The following is an 18,797-nucleotide window of genomic DNA, read 5'->3' as shown; positions in this document are numbered from 1 at the left end:
TTTATACTCCTTTTTTCAAAAACTTTTCAACTATTTTTGTCTGAGCTGTAACAGGTAAAAATCTAATCATCCTTACAAAAAATTTATTTCTAAAACCGATAACAGTAAAGCTTTTCTTTTTATCAAAAGCTTTTATTATATGTCCTGCAGTATCTCGAACTTTCATTTCATATTTTACATATGTAGAAAATTTTCTCTTTGTACTTTCATTAAAAAAATTTGTAGCAGTAGGACCGGGACATATACTTAATATTCTTATATTTTTATTTTTACTGTTTACTTCTCTATCCAAAGCAAGAGAATAATAAAGCAAAGAAACTTTTGATGCACTGTATGCACCCAAATAAGGATTAGGATATAAAGCTGCCGTGGAACATATGTTAATAACAGTTCCTTCTTTTTTTAATAAATATTTTTTAATAAATATTCTTGTTAAAATTACAGGTGCAATTGTATTCAACTTGAATATATCTAATTCTTTCTCTATTGAAATATTGTCCATACTTGATATTTCACCTATTCCGGCACAATTCACCAATACATCCGCTTCCAAATCTTCAAAATTTTTTTCTATTTTCTTCAATTCTCTTAAATCATATTTAATTATATCACAATTAATTTTATATTTATTTAAAATCTCAGTTTGTACTTTTTTCAGTTTTTCTTCAGATTTTGCAAGCAAATATAAATTATAATTTCTCTGAGCAAATAAAAATGCCAATTCTTTTCCTATCCCTGAACTTCCTCCTGTTATAAGTACAGTTGACATATAAAACTCCTATCCTCTCTTAACTATATTTTACCTTTCATTCTTATAGATTAATCATTACACCCAAACTTTATAATATAAAAAATTCTAAAAAGTTTTTAATTTGAAACCAATAATCGGAATATGAAAATAATACAGTGCACCGGAATTTTTGAATGTTTATAAAATTTGAATTAAATTATTTTCGGGCACAATCTTTTTTGAAATAGAAATATAGATATTTCATCCAAATTTCTTTAAAAAAGCCTAAAATCATCTTTTTCAGACTTTATATTTTCTTTTACCTCGGAAATCTCAAATCCTGTCCAGTTTATAATCTTTTTTGTTTTTTCAAAACATTTGCTATTTAAAAAATCTTTTTCATTTCCGATATTTCCCGAAACTGCTGGAGATCCGTGCTTTATTATTTCTCCCGAAATTATATCTTTTTCAAATATTTCGGTATCTTTTCCCCATAAAAAATAAACCATATCTTTATTATGTAAAGATATATATCTACATAATTCCTTTATAAAAGGTATCCAAAATTTAGAATATTCCCCTGACTTTCCGTCAATTACCGTCAATGCTCTACTCAAAAATAAAACTCCCTGCTCTTTCCATGATTTAATAAGTTTGTCCGGAGAAAATATTTTAAAATTTCCGCTTAGTATTTTTTCTTTTATATTGTTTATATCTATTGATTTTCCCATATATGTCTTATATATAAGTTTTAATATATTTTTCAGTGAAGTGCTTATTTCAGGATCATCCCATGACGATTTTTCCTTTTCGGAGTCATTTTCCGAAGATTCACTATATTGAAAATAAATCTCTTTCCCTATTAAACAAACTTTTCTTGAATAAAGAGAATCTGAAAATATTTTAAATATATTTTCCTCTTTAGGAATGTAATTTACTTTTTGAATTTCCATCTGCTTCAAAAAATTATGTATTTTTACTATTTTTTCAAATGTAAAAAAATCATAATAATCTTTATGTATATTATGTTTTTTTAAAAACTTTTCTCTAAAAAGTATTTCAGACTTTTCATTTTTATTTCCTGTTATCTTTAAAGTAACTATTCTGTTATCAGTTCCCAGAACAAATATTCCGTCTTCAATAACACAAATTTTTCTAATCTCACTCTTAAATATATTTTGAACTTTTAAAACTTTAAATTCAGAATCTGTAATAATCAGATCTCCGTTACCTGTTCCGATAAAATAATTTTCATTACTTCTTTCAATATACGATATTTTTGTATCAGAAATTTTTAATGAATTATAAAGTTCTTTTTCCAAAATATTCCATATTTCAATTTCACCCGTTGCAGTTCCTGCTATATATTCTAAATCTACAATTTTAGAATATATGTGGTTATTCTCAGTTTTTATGTCAAATATTTTTTCAAGTTTACTGTCAAAAATATTTATAATATTTGTCTGACTATGAAGTTCCCTATATTTTAAAATAATATTTTCTCCGCTTGTAAATATCTTATAGTTTCCTTTATGTTTTTCTTCTTCTGTTAAAATTACCTCCGAAATCAGTTCTTTTGAATTAGGATCATATGAATACAATATATTATTTTCAATATAAACTACTTTTCCTCCTTTAGTAAAATTAATAAATTCAATCGGTTTTTCAAAATCAAAGACAGATTCTACTATTTTCTTTTTTATACTGTCACATTTAAATATTTTTCCATTTTGAGTGGACACAAAAAAAATACTTGAAACAAAAAGCTGATTTTTTTCTCTAATATATTTTATTATCTCTGAATTCTTAATTTTTCCTGCTATTTCTTTTTCAATTACACCGTTTTTAAAAAATACCAGTTTATCTCCTGTAGTAATGAACCTTTTATTTACAGGATCTACTCCGAAATCTTTTATTATATTTTTATAATTAATAATATCATCTAAAATTATATTCATATTTCACCTCATTTTCCAATTTATATATTTCCGTTTATTGAAAATTCCGCCGCCTTTTTTGCGTGAATTAATGCCGTATCAAATAATGGAATGTCAATATTTTCCTGGCCTATTAAAAGTCCTATTTCAGTACATCCCAGTATAATCCCCTCTATTCCTTTATTTTTAAGTTTATTCGCTATTTCAGTATACTTTAATCTGGAATTACTGTTTATAATCCCCACACAAAGCTCATCATATATTATTTTATTTATAATTTCCATATCATCTTTATCGGGAATTATCACATTTATACCTTTTTCAGTTAATACCGATTTATAAAATTCCTGCTCCATTGTGTATTTTGTTCCTAAAAGACCGATATTTTTTATTCCCTTTTTTAAAATTTCATCTGCTGTTGCTTCGGCAATATGAAATATAGGAATAGAAATTTTCTTTTTAATAATATTGACAACTTTATGCATTGTATTCGTACATATTACTATAAAATCAGCTCCGGATTTTTCTAAACTCTGTGCAGCATTTCCAAGTATTTCTCCACTTTTTTCCCAATTACCTGTTGCCTGACATTCTTCTATTTCATGAAAATCAACACTATATAAAATACATTTTGCCGAATGAAGCCCTCCTAACATATTTTTTACTTTTTCGTTTATTATCCGATAATATGTCACAGTGCTTTCCCAACTCATACCGCCTATCAGTCCTATTACTTTCATAACTTCTCCACTCCTTTAGTTTCTTCCTGCTTTTATCATTGAAGAAACCCCTATAAATAAAACAATTACACAGCTTATGAGTAAGTATACGGGACTTTGAAAAATATCTGTAAGAGAAAAATTAAATGCTTCGCTAAAAGGCACTTCAGGATATTCTTTTACTATACTTAAAGTATAATCCAGAACTTCGGCAATATAGACTCCTATTAATGAAAACAATGTTGCCAAAGCGACAGTTCCTTTTGAAAGATTATCTTCCTCTTCATAATACTTCATTCCATCATTGATTTCGTTCTCATCAGACTCACCTGAAAATAAATTTGAAAAAAAACTTCCTCCAAAAATTGATCCGTAAAATATTGCTACTACTGTTATAGAAGCAAATATCCTCAATCTTGAAGCAATTACATATAATATTATTCCCGGTATCACACCTATCAGTAATCCTAATATTCCTAAAAATTTATTTCTTTTTTTCATCTTTTTTTCTCCTTTTTCTATATAAACTGTATTTTTTTAATTTTATCATTTATAAGTCTATTTTACAATTATTTCAAAGAAAATTTTTATAAAAATATTGCATTTTTTTTAACTGTAAATAGAAAAATAAAAAGTAGGATTTTACTCCTACTTTCCCTATTTATGATTACGCCATTTCTAAGCCATTTTTACTGTTGAACACATCGTAAGGCAGAAACCATAACAGTCCAATAATTTGAAAAATATTATCTTTTTGAGAATTGCGGGCTTCTTCTTGCTTTCTTTTTTCCATATTTTTTTCTTTCAACCATTCTTGAATCTCTTGTCAGGAATCCTGCTTCTTTCAAAGCTCCTCTCAATTCTTCATCAGCAACAACTAAAGCTCTTGAAACACCATGTCTTATAGCTCCTGCCTGACCTGTATTCCCTCCACCGTTTACATTCACTCTAACTCCGTATTTATTTAAAGTTTCTGTTAATTCTAACGGTTGTTCAACTATTTTTGCTAACAGTTCTCTTCCACCAAAGTATTCTCTCATATTTTTTCCATTTATTTCAATTCCTGAAGCTCCCGGAATTAATCTAACTCTTGCTACTGAAGTCTTTCTTCTACCTGTTCCTAAATATTGAATTTTTTCTGCCACCTAAATTACCTCCTATAACTCTATCTTCTCAGGTTTTTGAGCACTATGATCATGCTCTGACCCTACATAAATTTTTAATCTTCCGATCATTTGACTACCTAATTTATTTTTAGGCAACATTCTTTCAACTGCTTTTCTTATTACTTCAGTAGGTTTTTTTTCAAGCATTTCTTCCAGACTTCTCACTTTCAGTCCTCCAGGATATCCACTATGTCTATAATATTTTTTGCTCAACATTTTTGTTCCTGTTACAGCAAATTTCTTTGCATTTGTAACTATTACATAGTCTCCTCCGTCAACATGAGGTGTATAACTTGGTTTATGTTTCCCCATTAATTTTACGGCAATTTCTGATGCCAATTTCCCTAATATTTTTCCTTCGGCATCAATTTCATACCAGTTTCTTGTTACTTCTTCTTTTTTTTGCATTACAGTGTATTTATTCACTTTTTATCCTCCTAGATTTTATCATTTTTAGGATAACGGTCCTTTGTGGGAAAGGATTAATTACATTAAGAGATTATATATTATTTGCTTTTAATTGTCAAGTAAAAAATCTTTATATATTAGAAATTTTCTCTAATTTTCCACATTTTTTAATATATCATATTTATTTTCAAATTTAGTCCGTATCTGCTTTAAATTTAAACTCAATTTCTTATAAATTTTCCTTAACTAAATCATCAATTTTATATTCTTCAACTATTTTGTTTATAACATTTGTTCTCTCTTCATTTGCTTTATTATTTAACAATCCGTTAGCTATTTGATTATAAGCGTCATTAGGAGTTACATTTCCTAATTTACCTTTTTCAGCTTCATATATATTTACTATTTCTTCATGAGTAACCTGTACTTTTTTTCTTACTTCCAAATCAATGTAATAATTTAAAAGAACATTGTCTTTTATTATTTTCAGGCTATTTTTTTCTTTCTTTTCAAAATCATTTTCTTTAGCTTTTTCAGTTACTATTTTATTCAATATAATATTTCTTATTACATCAGGATTCCCTTGGGAAAATAAAATTTCCTTTTTTGTTATTTCCACCGTTTCTCCCATTTCCTGTACTATTTTATTGAACTCTTCATTTTCAAGTGTTGCAACCTGCTGATTTAAAAGATCTCTCTGTATTATATCTCTTGCTTGAGAAAAAGGAACATTCTGCGCATCAAACTGTGCCTTATTTTCATTATAAATTTTTACAACTTCATCTGCATCTACAGATATTTTATCTTCTATCTGTTTTGCTACGAAATATTTTGTTTTTTCATTGTTATAAAAATAATCCAATTCTTCTTTTTCCTGTTCTGAAAATTCATTTTTTTCAGCAGCTGCAAGAGCAGCTTTGTTAATGAACGCTTGCTTTATCCCTTCTTCGTTTCCTTTTAATATTTCTTTTTCTTCATCAGTCAACTTTAATTTTTTCATTTTTTCTCCTTAATTTTATTATTTATTTAAATTTCATTTTATTTTACATTATTTTTCCAATAATATCAATACTATTTATTTAACATTCTTGACAAAAATTCTTTGGTTCTATCATGTACAGGATTGTCAAAAATTACTTCCGGTCTGTCATCTTCTACAATGATACCCTGATCCATAAAAACTACACGGCTGGAAACATCATGAGCAAAATTCATTTCATGTGTAACTACAATCATAGTAAGACCGCTATTTGCGAGATCTTTCATAACTTTTAGAACTTCCCCTACCATTTCAGGATCAAGAGCTGATGTTGGTTCATCAAATAATAAAACTTCAGGTTCCATTGCCAGTGCTCTTGCAATAGCCACTCTCTGCTTTTGTCCTCCTGATATCTGGGAAGGTTTTGCATGAACGTATCTTTCCATACCGACTTTTGTAAGAAGTTCCTTTGCGGTCTTTTCAGCCTCTTCACGAGATTTTTTCAGTACTTTCACCTGTCCTATCACACAGTTGTCCAGTACACTCAGATTATTGAATAAATTAAACTGCTGAAAAACCATTCCCACTTTTTCTCTTAATTTTATGAGCGGAACATTGCCTGAAACTATATCTTTTCCATGAAAAAGTATTTCTCCCCCTGTAGGTCTTTCCAGTAAATTAATACATCTTAAAAGAGTGGATTTTCCGCTCCCTGAGGAACCGATTATACTTACAACTTCTTTTTCATATACATCAAAGTTTATATCTTTTAAAACTGTTCTGTTTCCGAAATCTTTTCTTATATTTTTGATTTCTATTACCTTATTTCCTTTTTTCATTACTTATCCCCTCCTGTAATTATCCCCTGAGTTGTATCCTTTGTAGAAATTTCATCAAGAAATTCAAAATTCTGAGGTCCGTCTATTTTTTTCTCGATATATTTTAAAATAGAAGATAATGTAAATGTCAGAAAGAAATATATTACACTGGTAATAATAAATACTTCATAGTAACGGGAATATGACCCCGCTACGGATTTTGATATGAAAAAAAGTTCCGTAACACTTATTACATTTAATACAGAAGTATCTTTTATATTTATAATAAATTCATTTCCTATTGCAGGAAGAATAATTCTGAACATCTGCGGAAAAATTATATTTTTCATCATTTGAAAATGAGTCATTCCTATTGCTTGTGCAGCTTCAAACTGACCTTTATCTATGGAATCTATTCCCCCTCTTATGATTTCACACATATACGCACCCGTATTTATAGAAACTATAAAAAGCGCCGCTCCCATAGGAGAAAAATTCCAGTTAAAAACTTGAGATGAACCGTAATATATCACCATTGACTGAACGATCATCGGTGTTCCTCTAAATACTGTCACATAAATTGAAAAAAATGTATTTAGTATTTTCAGACCGATTTTTTTCAGTTTCGGTGTTCTTTCATCGGTATTTATATTTTTAACGAGTATAACTCCCAAGCCTATTATAAATCCTACTATAGTTCCTGTCAGCGAAACAAGCAAAGTAGTCAATGTCCCTTTAAGAAATGCTCCCCAATTATTTCTAAGGAAAAATAATACCCATTCCGTAAATGACCTCTGCTCCATTTCAGGTTGATTTTTTATGGCAGTTTCCATAATACTTTTTCTTTTTTCTGAAGATATTTCATCCAAAATCTCGTTTATTTTCTGAACAAGTTCTTCATTTCCTTTTTTTATACCTATTGCTACATCCACTTCAGAATTTTCATACTCAAATCCGTTTTCTTTATCAAATTCTATAAAAGTCAAATTAGGATTTGAAAGTTGGGCTGCCATCGCTCCCGGTTTTTCTGAAACATATCCGTCTATCTTCCCTGAACTTAATGCTACTATCATTGCAGGAAAATTTTCCATTGCAGGTTGTTTCGATACCCCTTTCATCTGATTTATGACATTATAATGTAAGGTGCTTAATTGACCCGTTATTCTTGCTCCCTGAAAATCATTAATTGACTTTGCTGTAGTATATTTCCCGTCTTTTGCCACTACCACTACCAAATCTGATTCGTAATAAGGTTTTGTAAAAGATAGGCTTTCTTTTCTTTCTATTGTAGGTGACATTCCTGCAATAACTATATCTACTTTCCCTGAAGTCAGTGCAGGTCCTAAAAGAGCATCCCATTCAGATTTTACTATAACTAATTTTTTCCCCAGTCCTTCAGCTATTAATTTGGCTATTTCAACATCATAACCTCCACAGTAGCCCCCTTCTATTTTTACTGCATCGTTTTTACCTGTATTTTGAAACCAGTTAAAAGGAGCATAACCACATTCCATCCCAACTTTAAGCTCTCCATTTTGAGCATATCCTCCAACAAATACAGTCAAAAATATTAGTAACAGAACTATTTTATTTTTTATTTTATTCAGTTTCAATTATATAACTCCTTTTTTTATTAATGTTTCAGCAATCTGAATAGTGTTAGTTGCCGCACCTTTTCTTATATTATCTGCAACTACCCATAAATTCAGTCCGCTCTCTACTGATTCATCTCTTCTTATTCTTCCTACATATATTTCATCTGTTCCTGCTGCTTCTATAGGCATAGGATATATATTTTCAGAAACATCATCTCTTACAATAACTCCTTCTTTTTCTTCAAAAGCTTTTATCACATCTTTTAAATCAAAATGTTTTTCCAGTTCCACATTTATGGAAACTGCATGTCCCATTCTCACCGGCACTCTTACACATGTGGCTGTTACTCTCAAGTCAGGAAGGTTTAATATTTTTCTTGTTTCCTGCACCATTTTCATTTCTTCTTTTGTATATCCGTTATCCAGAAACACATCAATATGTGGGATTAGATTAAATGCTATCTGATGAGGATACCCTTTTGACGGTTCCCCTCTTAAATTTGCTTCAAGATCGTCTATCCCTTTCTGCCCGGAACCTGCCACTGCCTGATAAGTTGAAAATACGACTCTTTTAAGTCCATATTTATCTTGAAGAACTTTCAATACAGGAATAACCTGTATAGTTGAACAGTTACAGTTGGCTATTATACCTTTATGCCCGTCAAGTGCTTCGGGATTTGCTTCAGGAACTACCAACGGTATGTCTTTTTCCATTCTCCATGCACTGCTGTTATCTACTACTACAGCTCCTCTATCTCTAAATTTCGGAGCAAATTCGAGAGATATTCCTCCTCCTGCTGAAAATAATGCTATATGTATATCTTCCCTTATATTTTCATCTTTCAGCTCAATCACCGTATAATTTTTCCCACCAAATTCGACAATCTTTCCTGCTGATCTTTTTGAAGCATATAAATATAAATTTTCTATAGGAAAATTTCTCTCTTTCAAAACCTTTAAAAATGTCCGACCTACCAGCCCTGTTGCTCCAACTATTGCCACATTATATTTTTTCATTTCATTCCTCCTGCTTTTATTAATTAGATTATCCCTTTTTCCTTAAACAGTTTTTCCAGTTTTTTCTGAGTTTCTTCCTCTGACGGAAGAAGTGGAAGCCTTACGTTGTCATTTTTAATTTTTCCGAGTATTTTCATTGCAGTTTTTACAGTAACAGGATTCCCTTCTATAAACATATTTCTGCTGACATCATATAAGTCGGTATGCAATTTATAAGCTTTATCAAAATCCTTATTTAAAAATGAATATATCAGATTGCTCATTTCCTGTGGCATAATATTTGCAACTACTGAAACTACTCCTTTTGCCCCTATCGACAGCATCGGTAATATTAAATGATCTTCTCCTGATAAAATTTCTATTTTATCTCCGCACAAATCCTGTATTTTTATCATCTGCTCAAGACTGCCTGTTGCTTCCTTTATAGCAACTATTTCAGGAATTTCTGCAAGTTTTGCTACTGTTTCAGCTTCTATATTTACTCCTGTTCTTCCAGGAACATTATAAAGCATTACCGGAAATTTCGCTTCTTCAGCTATTTTTTTATAATGTTCGTAAAGTCCTCTCTGGCTCGGCTTATTATAATAAGGACATGTACTGAGTGCAGCATCTGCTCCCAATTCCTTTGCATACTTTGTAAGCTCTATCGCTCTCTGTGTATTATTTGATCCTGCTCCCGCTATTACCTGTATTCTTCCTTTTACTTCTTCCACTACTATTTTTATAACTTTTTCATGTTCGGTAAAAGTCAGTGTAGGAGCTTCTCCTGTAGTCCCACATGGCACTATTCCTGCTGTTCCATTTTCAATATGATAGTTTACAAGTTCTCTTATTTTTTCTTCATCGAGTTCTCCGCTTTCTTTAAATGGAGTTATAAGTGCTACATATGATCCTTCAAATTTCATAGTTATCATCTCTTTTCTACATTTTATCTTTTGAAAATATAATATCCTTCAGCTATTTTTTCACTCGGACCCGTCATAAAAGCTTCACTTCCGTATCCTGCATAATCTATAACAAGCTGTCCTCCGGGAACTTTTACATTTATATGATCTTCTACAAATCCATAAATCCTTGCGAGAACTGCCGATGCTGTGGCTCCCGTTCCACATGCAAGAGTTCTTCCTGCTCCTCTTTCCCATGTAATTATTTCAATACGTTTTTTGTCTATAACTTTGACAAAGTTTACATTCACTTTTTTGGGAAACAACTCAGTAAAGTTTTCTACTTTTTTCCCGAATGTATCTATGTTGTACTCTTCAAAATCATTTACAAATATAACCGAATGATCCGTCCCCATAAAAATATATGAAATTTCCACTTCTTTTTCATCTATAGTTATTTTTTCCCGCATAAATCTTTCATTTTCAATATTAATCATCTTTTTCACGTCAAATATAGGTTCACCCATATTTACTTTAGCAAAAAAAACGTCATTTTCAGTGAAAGTTTCAATAATCATGTCACCTGCAAGAGTTTTTATTGTAAATCTATCTTCCTGTTCAACATTGTTATTTTTTAGGTAGTGACCAAAACATCTTATTCCGTTACCACACATAGGAGCCTGACTTCCATCCGGATTATAGAAAAACATGAAAGGCATATTCGCTACATATTTCAATATTAAAAGACCGTCCGCTCCAATACCGAAATGTCGACAACATATTTCATGGGCAAATTGACTGTAATCGGGTATTCCTTTTTCTATAAGGTCTTTTTCATTGACAATAATAAAGTCATTTCCCGCTCCCTGATATTTTTCAAATTTCAGCATCTTTAATTCCTCCTTTATTTAATATTAAGTCTTTATTCTTACTAATATTTATATCTACTTTACTAAATGTTAAATTCTTTTGCAAGAAGCCTTGCAGCTTCTTTCCCCATTACTTCATCCACTATTATGGCTATACTTATTTCTGAAGCCGCCACTTGATGGAAACTTATATTATTTTCCGCAAAAACTTTAAATATCCTTGCCGCAACTACTGTATTACTTATAAGTCCTATTCCTACCAAAGAAACTTTAACTACATAAGGATTTATAATTACAGATATATCCTTAAATTCCTCTTTTAGTATTTCACTTAATTTTTCCAGAGAAGTCTTTTCAGTTTTAGGACAGGCAAAAGCAAAACTCCCATGTTCGCTTAACACATCATTCTGACTTATCATATCAATATTTATCCCGAGATTTACAGCTTGTTCAAAAATTGCATAAACATTTTTTGCATATGTCGGTATATTTTCAATATTAACCATTAATATATTTTCATTAACGGATATACCCGTTATTACTTTTTCTTCCATCATTTTCTCCTTTGAAGTTATTATAGTTCCATTTTTTTCTCCTAAAGATTTTCCTACATATATTTCCACTCCATATTTTTTACCCAATTCCACTGCTCTCGATTCCATTACTCCTGCTCCTAAAAATGCCAGCTCCATCATTTCATCATAAGATATATGTGAAATTTTCTTTGCATCTGGATAAACTCTCGGATCAATAGAATATATACCATCTACATCAGTATATATCTCACATTTTGCATTAAGTACAGCAGCAAGAGCAACTGCCGAAGTGTCTGAACCCCCTCTTCCCAGTGTAGCCACATCTCCTAATTTATCTACACCTTGAAATCCGGCAACTATGACAATTTTACCTTCTTTCAAGTATCCTTTTATTTTTTCACCATCTATAGATTTTATCCTATTTTTTGTGTGATGACCTTCTGTCATTATTCCTGCCTGTCGACCCGTAAGGGATATAGCATCATATCCCAATGACTGTAGAGCTATACTTAGAAGAGCAATCGTCTGCTGTTCTCCCGTTGACATAAGTCTGTCCATTTCCCTTTTATCAGGGTCTTCAGTTATTTCATATGCCAATTTTATTAAATTGTCAGTAGTTTTTCCCATTGCAGAAACTACAACTACTACATCATTGTTTTCCGATTTCACTTTTCCCAGATATTTTGCTATGTCTAATATTTTTTCAGTTGTAGCTACAGAACTTCCGCCATATTTATGTACTATTATCACTATAAAACCTGCTTTCTAAAATTATTTTCTTTAGTTTTAATTGTATACAAATTTCAAATTCAGCAATTTGAATTTTATTTTATCATACTTCTATAAATTTATTTTTTTCATTTTCCCAATTCAGTTATCTCACACTTCAAAGAATATTTCAAAATAATCTTTTCAAAATTCAATATTCTAATCTATTTTACCACAATTTATATTTTTTTTAAAACTTATTTTCCTATAAAATTATAGTTCAAAAATTTCATCATTTCTTACTATATCTTCATAAGATTCTCTTTTTACTGCAAGTTTTGCTTTCCCGTCTTTTACAAATACAACTGCAGGCTTTGTAAATCTGTTATAATTACTGGACATTGAATAACAGTATGCTCCTGTTGTAGTAATAGCAAGAATATCCCCTACTTGTGTATTCTGAAGTTTAGTTTTTTCAATTAAAATATCTCCCGACTCGCAAAATTTCCCTGCAAGAGTAACTTCATTTACAGGTATTTCATTGAGTTTATTAACTACTCCTGCCTCATATTCCGCCTGATAAAGTGCCGGTCTTATATTGTCCGCCATTCCTCCGTTGACAAATATATAAGTTTTTCCTCCTACCGTTTCTTTTATTCCTCCCACTTCATAAAGAGTCGTACCTGCATTACCTACTATACTTCTTCCCGGCTCAATACATAATTCTTTAAAACCTATTTTATATTTTATTTCCATGGCTTCTGTATAAGTTATTATTTCTTGAAGTACTTCTTCAATGGCCGCAGGATCATCTCCTTCTTTATAATATATTCCAAAGCCTCCTCCCATATTTACAGTATGAACAACTATTCCAAGTTCTTTTTTAAGTTTATCCAGATATTTAAATATTTCATCCAACGCAAATATAAAAAATTCAGATTGAAATATCTGGGAACCTATATGTGTATGAAATCCTTTAAATTCAAAATGTTCACTATCATTTATCCTTTTTACTATTTCAAAAAGATTTTTTTGAAATAAAGATACCCCAAATTTTGATGTAAGCCCTGAAGTTTTTATATAATGATGTGTATGTGCTTCAATTCCGGGATCTATTCTAAGAAGTACAGCCTGTTTTTTCCCTTTTTCCTTACATATTTCCTCTATTTTTTCTATTTCATTTTCATTATCTATTACTATTTCTTTTATTCCCAGTTCTATTGCCATTTTCAGTTCTTCATAAGTTTTGTTGTTTCCGTGCATATGTACTTTATTCATAGGAAACCCCGCTTTATATGCTGTATACAGTTCGCCTCCCGAAACTACATCAAGTTCAAGTCCTTTTGAATTAATTAATTTAGCCATTCCTGTAGTAAAAAACGCCTTCCCCGCATAAGCAATATGTGTATCAAATCTTGAAGACACGAACACTTTCTTCATTTTGTCAATTGTTGTTTCTATTAATTCCTGATCCATTACGTAAAGAGGAGTTTTAAATTCTTTTACAAGTTCTATTGTATCTACTCCTCCTATAGATAAATTCCCCTTCTTATTTACTTCTGATGTCCCAAACAATTTCATTTCCCATTCCTCCTATTTTTTAAATTTCTTTCATAAAAAAATGCTGATAGAGAATATCAGCATATAAAGCAATTATTTTATAAATATATAATAAATATATTAAAATTATTAATTTATATCTGACAGCTCACCATTATCACTATGATAATGACAGTTCTACGGATATTTTCCGTAGCCCCAGCAACAAAGTCAGTCACACTTTGCCCTTCGGCAGTTATCCCTTTCCATTTACTTCATCAAATTGACTCTTCTCCATAAATTTACTCTTAACAACTGCACCTCTATCTTGACATATTATACATATTTTATATGTATTTGTAAAGTTTAAATTTGTTATCTCATATTTTTTGCTTTCCTGTTTTTGAAAAACCTTAGTAAACCTTTCCAAACTTTTTTATAAAAAAGTTTGACAAAAAATTTATCAACTCAAATTATTTCATACTCAAAAACACTCCATTCACTAAAAAATCACAAACTCGCTATGCTCAAACAGTGATTTTTCTTCACACTTATTCTCGTATTTTTTTCGCTGAATAATTTGAATGTTGAAATTTTTACTTAACATTTCGATTTCCTTCGACATTTAAAATTTTTCTGAAAAAATATGAAATTATGTCAATCGGAAAAAATCTGTCTGAATAAACTGAATTTCCAGTTTTCAAGTATAATAATATTTTTAAGGTTTTAAAAATTTTACAGTCAGTAGTAAGTGTCTAAAGGCGGCAATAAGCTCTCATAAAAAACATTAAACCTTCTTCAAAAATGGAACTGTATTTTTCTTTTTAGGAATTTTTGCCATATTAATATTCCAGTCAAGTGTTTTTACAAGGTAAAAAAATAGTAATGCTGCAATAGTATTGGAAAAAAGATTTCCCCAGAATACAGCATATACACCCAGATACTTTTGAGTAAATATGATAAATAAATATCTGAAAAGCCATATTCTTAAAATTGCCATGACCAAGGGAACTTTTGTTCTCCCAAGAGCTATAAAAACTCCCTGGCATATTGAAAACACTCCGAAACTGACAACTGAATATGTATAAATATTCAAAGCATTATTTGCAATTTCAAGAACCTTTCTGTTACGAGTAAACAATATAGTAAAATTTTCCGCAAACGGGACTATAGAAATTATTGTAAGAAAAGCAATAACAATACTTGTAATACAGCCATATCTGAATATCTTTTTTGATTTACCGATTTCACCTATTCCCATATTCATACTTATCATAGTAGTCACTGTAGTTCCTATAGCGGAAGGTAATATAAAACAGATAGAATTAATATTCGATGCTATTCCCTGAGCATTAAGAGATATCGCACCATATTTATCAATTTCTTTGTTAATAAGTACAAATCCAAGCTGAATAAGCATATAACTTAACATTGACGGAAAACCTATTTTAAAAAGTCTTGCCACAATCGGAAGTTTAATATGATATTTTTTTAAACTGAGCTTCATATCACTATTTTTTACAAATAAATCATGCCACATCCATACTGTAATAGAAATATATGAAAAAAGAGTAGCCATTACTGCTCCTATAATACCCATTCTTAAAAAATAAAGGAAAATAGCATTAAATATAATTTTCAAGATTAATAATATAAAAATTCTTATGAAAGTAACTTCCGGACGCCCAACTGCATTTTTTACTGAATTATATATTGCAGTTAAAAACACAAAAGGCATGGGTAAAGAATAAAGGGAAATGTAAATAAAAACTTCATTTTTAATTTCCGAAGTTAATGTTTTCGAGATAAAATAACCTGAAGCTACACATATAGGCATTAAAGCAATTCCTATAAAAAATCCGAAAACAAAAACCTGCAATGAAACTTCTTTTACAGCTCTCATTGATCCCCGACCATACAGCTGTCCTATCATTGCCATAGCTGCCACTCCAAGTCCCTGAGATAAAGCAACCATTATACTCAGAACAGGCTGGCTGAATGAAACGGCGCTGGCTACGACCACCCCTGCAAGATTATTCAAAAACAATCCGTCGGATAAAGGAACAAGGGCTTGTATAACACCCACCATAAGTGTAGGAGCAGATAAAAAAAGGAGAGTATTTAAAATATTTCCGTGAAGAATTAACTCTCTCCGTTCTTCTGCCGTATGTTTTTTAAATAACATTATCTATATCCTCTTTTCTTTTTTTTAATATTTTTCATTATAACACTGTATTAAAAAAAAATATAGAAAAATTTATTATCTTTCTGAAAAAAATTTTCATACTTTTTTGAAAAAAATATATAATAAAAAGAAAATCTCTCCTGACAAAATTTGCCATTTGAGAAATTTTCTTTTTTATATTCAAGTCTTTATTTTACTACATCTAAAACTAATGTTTCTCCTGCTACCGCATTTCCTTCTTTTTTACCTAAAGATGAATATTCTTCATAATTTGAGATTATTACAGGAGTAATAACAGATTTTGCATTTTCCTTTAAAAATTCATAATCATATTTTATTAGAGGATCTCCTTTTTTTACTGTATCTCCTTCGTTAGCTATTCTTTCAAAACCTTTTCCTTCCAGTTTCACGGTATCCATACCAAAATGTACAAATATTTCCATTCCTGATGTTGTAACTATACTGAAAGCATGATTTGTATCAAAGATTTTTTCTACTCTTCCGTCAGCAGGAGCTAACATTGTTCCTGAGGCATCAGGCTCAATGGCAATACCGTCCCCAACCATTTTCTGTGCAAAAACTTCATCAGGTACCTGCTCCAACGGTAAAATTTTACCTGAAATCGGTGCATAAACTTTACCTTCAAATTCTTTTTTTTCAGCTTCCTTATTATTTCCTTTCAGAAAATCAAATAAACCCATATCTCTAAACCTCCACAAAAAATTATAATTTACATTTTAAATGTATCATATATAGTTTAAATAGTCAATTATTATATTTCAATTAAATCTTTACACAAATTGAAAATATATTTATTTCTAAAATTTCATATCAAAATATAAATTTTTATTTTTCTGAAAAACAAAAATCCAGAGAATAATTTTTAAAGAAAAATGTACCGTTATTATCTTTTTTCATATTAATATATTTTACCGCCACCTTATATTTTATCTTTTCAGTTTCTCCCATATATTCCATAATACTCTCAGGAATAATTTTTTCCATACTCTTATTATTTTCTACATTAAATTCCTTCTTAGATATAATTTCAGTAAGAATTTTATTTATATTTACATTTAAAATTTCCTTTTCATCTTCCTTATCCAAAATTTTTATCTCATCATTATTTTTCATTATAATGTATTTTTCTGAAAATTTTTTATACACCTGGTGATCCATATTCTGAACAAAATATCCGTATATTCGTACAAGATATTCATACCCATATGTTTTACTTATATAATCATTATGACCTATATCTTCAGCTATTCTATATGTAATATTTATTCCTTTATCTTCTAAATAATAACTTTTCCAACTTTCATCCATTCCAATAGAATTTTTAAAATCATCGGGATTTTCATATATTTTCCCAAAAGGTTTCAAATTTCTCGTTTTTTCTCTTTCCTTTACACTGTACATTGAATTTCCGTTATACAGTAAATAGTCTACAACACTTTGTATTTCAGACTTGGTATTATTATCAAGATTAGGATTTTCAACAAGTTTTCCGGCTTTTACAAGTCCATTTTGTATTAAAAGTTTTTCCAATCTTTTATTTTGACTTAAAATGGAAATGTTTTTAGCATTGATGGGGCTGTAAATTGCTAAAAAAATAACGGAAATAAATGTCCCTATAATAATAACTACCATTTTTGTTTTAAAAATATAAAAAAACATGCAAAATAAGAGCCAAAGAGCTACTACTACCACATAATACCTTCCTTCGGTTACTCCATACTGTTCTATTCTTTTAAATATGGCCACAAGAGAGAGTATAATTAAAGGTATCGAAACTTTCGGAAAATTCTTTCTAAACAAATTTATCATTTTGTCATTTTTTACCATAGGAGTTATCATTATAATAATAAATAAAGAAAATACGGTATACCATAACACAAGATGAGAAATAACCCCTTTGGGCATTCTCATCTGTATCAGTATTTTACCGAGATAAAGATACAAAACTCCTGTATATATAATTATCAAAGGTATTATTATAAATTTCATCAATATTTTAAACAATACATCTGTTTCATATTCTTCCAGATTTTCATTTACTCCTTTTAATCTTGAAAGAAAAAAAGTGAGTCCGAATACAAAAACAGTAAATACAAAAGACTGCATATATATCATATTATCTATATTTATAAGAAGAACGTCAACCGCTCCTATTATTGCAATTATTCCTAAATACAAAACTACTGAAAAAGCTATTGTTACTACTATATTCAGTGAAACTGTTTGAATATATTTTTCTTCATCACTTTTTCTGTTAATTACAGGTATTAAAACAAATAAAAGAAATGAAATAACTCCTATGAAAAACAGTTCTGAAAAATTACTTATTTTTTTATCGGATAAATATATTATTTTAATAAAAAATAACAGAACTGACACAGTTATAAACGATATTCCTCTCATTACAGTTATATTTCTATTAAAAAAATATTTTTCCCTTATCAATTCTAAAGTTGCTGTTATAAGAATACCCAAAATTAACAAAATAATCATTTTTTTTAACTCAAGAGGGATTGCATCCGCTCCTTTAAGTTCACCTATTCTTATCGCATAAGAAAGCATTCCGAAAGTAATCACACTAAAAGATACTGTTATAGGGAACCTTTCAATTCCTTTTTTCATATTCGGAAAAATTTTTTTAATTTTTTCTATTACAGTCATAATATTGCTTCCTTCCAAATTTTTT

The 18,797-nt window shown here is 29.7% G+C and carries 17 protein-coding genes and 1 riboswitch; all 17 genes read right to left on the bottom strand.

Annotation, left to right across the window (positions count from 1 at the left end; genetic code table 11):
- Position 1 precedes the first annotated feature (1 nt).
- Positions 2-769 (bottom strand): SDR family oxidoreductase, encoded by a 768-nt coding sequence (locus EII29_RS06955; protein ID WP_125236815.1) that lies wholly within the window; start codon positions 767-769, stop codon positions 2-4.
- Between the two features lie 236 nt (positions 770-1,005).
- Positions 1,006-2,688 (bottom strand): uracil-DNA glycosylase, encoded by a 1,683-nt coding sequence (locus EII29_RS06950; RefSeq protein ID WP_125236814.1) that lies wholly within the window; start codon positions 2,686-2,688, stop codon positions 1,006-1,008.
- A 20-nt stretch (positions 2,689-2,708) separates the two neighbouring features.
- Positions 2,709-3,407, bottom strand: a complete 699-nt coding sequence (locus EII29_RS06945) for an aspartate/glutamate racemase family protein (protein WP_125236813.1) — start codon at positions 3,405-3,407, stop codon at positions 2,709-2,711.
- A gap of 15 nt (positions 3,408-3,422) precedes the next feature.
- Positions 3,423-3,887, bottom strand: a complete 465-nt coding sequence (locus tag EII29_RS06940) for a hypothetical protein (protein WP_125236812.1) — start codon at positions 3,885-3,887, stop codon at positions 3,423-3,425.
- Positions 3,888-4,132: 245 nt separating this feature from the next.
- Positions 4,133-4,531: a 30S ribosomal protein S9 gene (gene rpsI / locus EII29_RS06935; RefSeq protein WP_125236811.1), complete on the bottom strand. Its 399-nt coding sequence runs from the start codon at positions 4,529-4,531 to the stop codon at positions 4,133-4,135.
- A gap of 12 nt (positions 4,532-4,543) precedes the next feature.
- Positions 4,544-4,978, bottom strand: coding sequence for a 50S ribosomal protein L13 (rplM, locus tag EII29_RS06930; protein WP_125236810.1), 435 nt, complete (start codon positions 4,976-4,978; stop codon positions 4,544-4,546).
- A 211-nt stretch (positions 4,979-5,189) separates the two neighbouring features.
- Positions 5,190-5,960, bottom strand: coding sequence for a viral A-type inclusion protein (locus tag EII29_RS06925; RefSeq protein ID WP_125236809.1), 771 nt, complete (start codon positions 5,958-5,960; stop codon positions 5,190-5,192).
- 71 nt (positions 5,961-6,031) lie between these two features.
- A complete protein-coding gene (locus EII29_RS06920; RefSeq protein WP_125236808.1) occupies positions 6,032-6,778 on the bottom strand; it encodes an amino acid ABC transporter ATP-binding protein in 747 nt (248 codons plus the stop codon).
- Positions 6,778-8,370, bottom strand: a complete 1,593-nt coding sequence (locus EII29_RS06915) for an ABC transporter substrate-binding protein/permease (protein ID WP_125236807.1) — start codon at positions 8,368-8,370, stop codon at positions 6,778-6,780. The genes EII29_RS06920 and EII29_RS06915 overlap by 1 nt, the downstream gene beginning before the upstream one ends.
- On the bottom strand, positions 8,371-9,369 hold the full coding sequence (locus EII29_RS06910) for an aspartate-semialdehyde dehydrogenase (protein ID WP_125236806.1): 999 nt from the start codon (positions 9,367-9,369) through the stop codon (positions 8,371-8,373). It abuts the gene before it with no gap.
- Between the two features lie 23 nt (positions 9,370-9,392).
- A complete protein-coding gene (gene dapA, locus EII29_RS06905; RefSeq protein WP_125236805.1) occupies positions 9,393-10,274 on the bottom strand; it encodes a 4-hydroxy-tetrahydrodipicolinate synthase in 882 nt (293 codons plus the stop codon).
- Between the two features lie 23 nt (positions 10,275-10,297).
- Positions 10,298-11,143, bottom strand: coding sequence for a diaminopimelate epimerase (gene dapF, locus EII29_RS06900; RefSeq protein ID WP_125236804.1), 846 nt, complete (start codon positions 11,141-11,143; stop codon positions 10,298-10,300).
- 62 nt (positions 11,144-11,205) lie between these two features.
- Positions 11,206-12,408, bottom strand: a complete 1,203-nt coding sequence (locus EII29_RS06895) for an aspartate kinase (protein WP_125236803.1) — start codon at positions 12,406-12,408, stop codon at positions 11,206-11,208.
- Positions 12,409-12,639: 231 nt separating this feature from the next.
- Entirely contained in the window at positions 12,640-13,947 is a 1,308-nt protein-coding gene (gene lysA / locus EII29_RS06890) for a diaminopimelate decarboxylase (RefSeq protein ID WP_125236802.1), read from the bottom strand.
- Between the two features lie 115 nt (positions 13,948-14,062).
- Positions 14,063-14,239, bottom strand: a riboswitch (Lysine riboswitch).
- A gap of 453 nt (positions 14,240-14,692) precedes the next feature.
- The gene (locus tag EII29_RS06885) at positions 14,693-16,090 is read right to left on the bottom strand and encodes an MATE family efflux transporter (RefSeq protein ID WP_125236801.1); all 1,398 of its coding nucleotides are present in this window, start codon (positions 16,088-16,090) and stop codon (positions 14,693-14,695) included.
- Positions 16,091-16,278: 188 nt separating this feature from the next.
- Positions 16,279-16,791 carry a PTS glucose transporter subunit IIA gene (gene crr / locus EII29_RS06880; RefSeq protein WP_125236800.1) on the bottom strand — a complete coding sequence of 171 codons (513 nt, stop codon included), beginning with the start codon at positions 16,789-16,791 and terminating at the stop codon, positions 16,279-16,281.
- 145 nt (positions 16,792-16,936) lie between these two features.
- Positions 16,937-18,772 carry a DUF4153 domain-containing protein gene (locus EII29_RS06875; protein WP_125236799.1) on the bottom strand — a complete coding sequence of 612 codons (1,836 nt, stop codon included), beginning with the start codon at positions 18,770-18,772 and terminating at the stop codon, positions 16,937-16,939.
- Positions 18,773-18,797 lie beyond the last annotated feature (25 nt).

The organism is Leptotrichia sp. OH3620_COT-345 (genome assembly GCF_003932895.1).
Taxonomy (GTDB): Bacteria; Fusobacteriota; Fusobacteriia; order Fusobacteriales; family Leptotrichiaceae; genus Pseudoleptotrichia.
The sequence above is the reverse complement of the archived record's forward strand: the minus strand, read 5'-3'. Positions and strand labels throughout refer to the sequence as shown.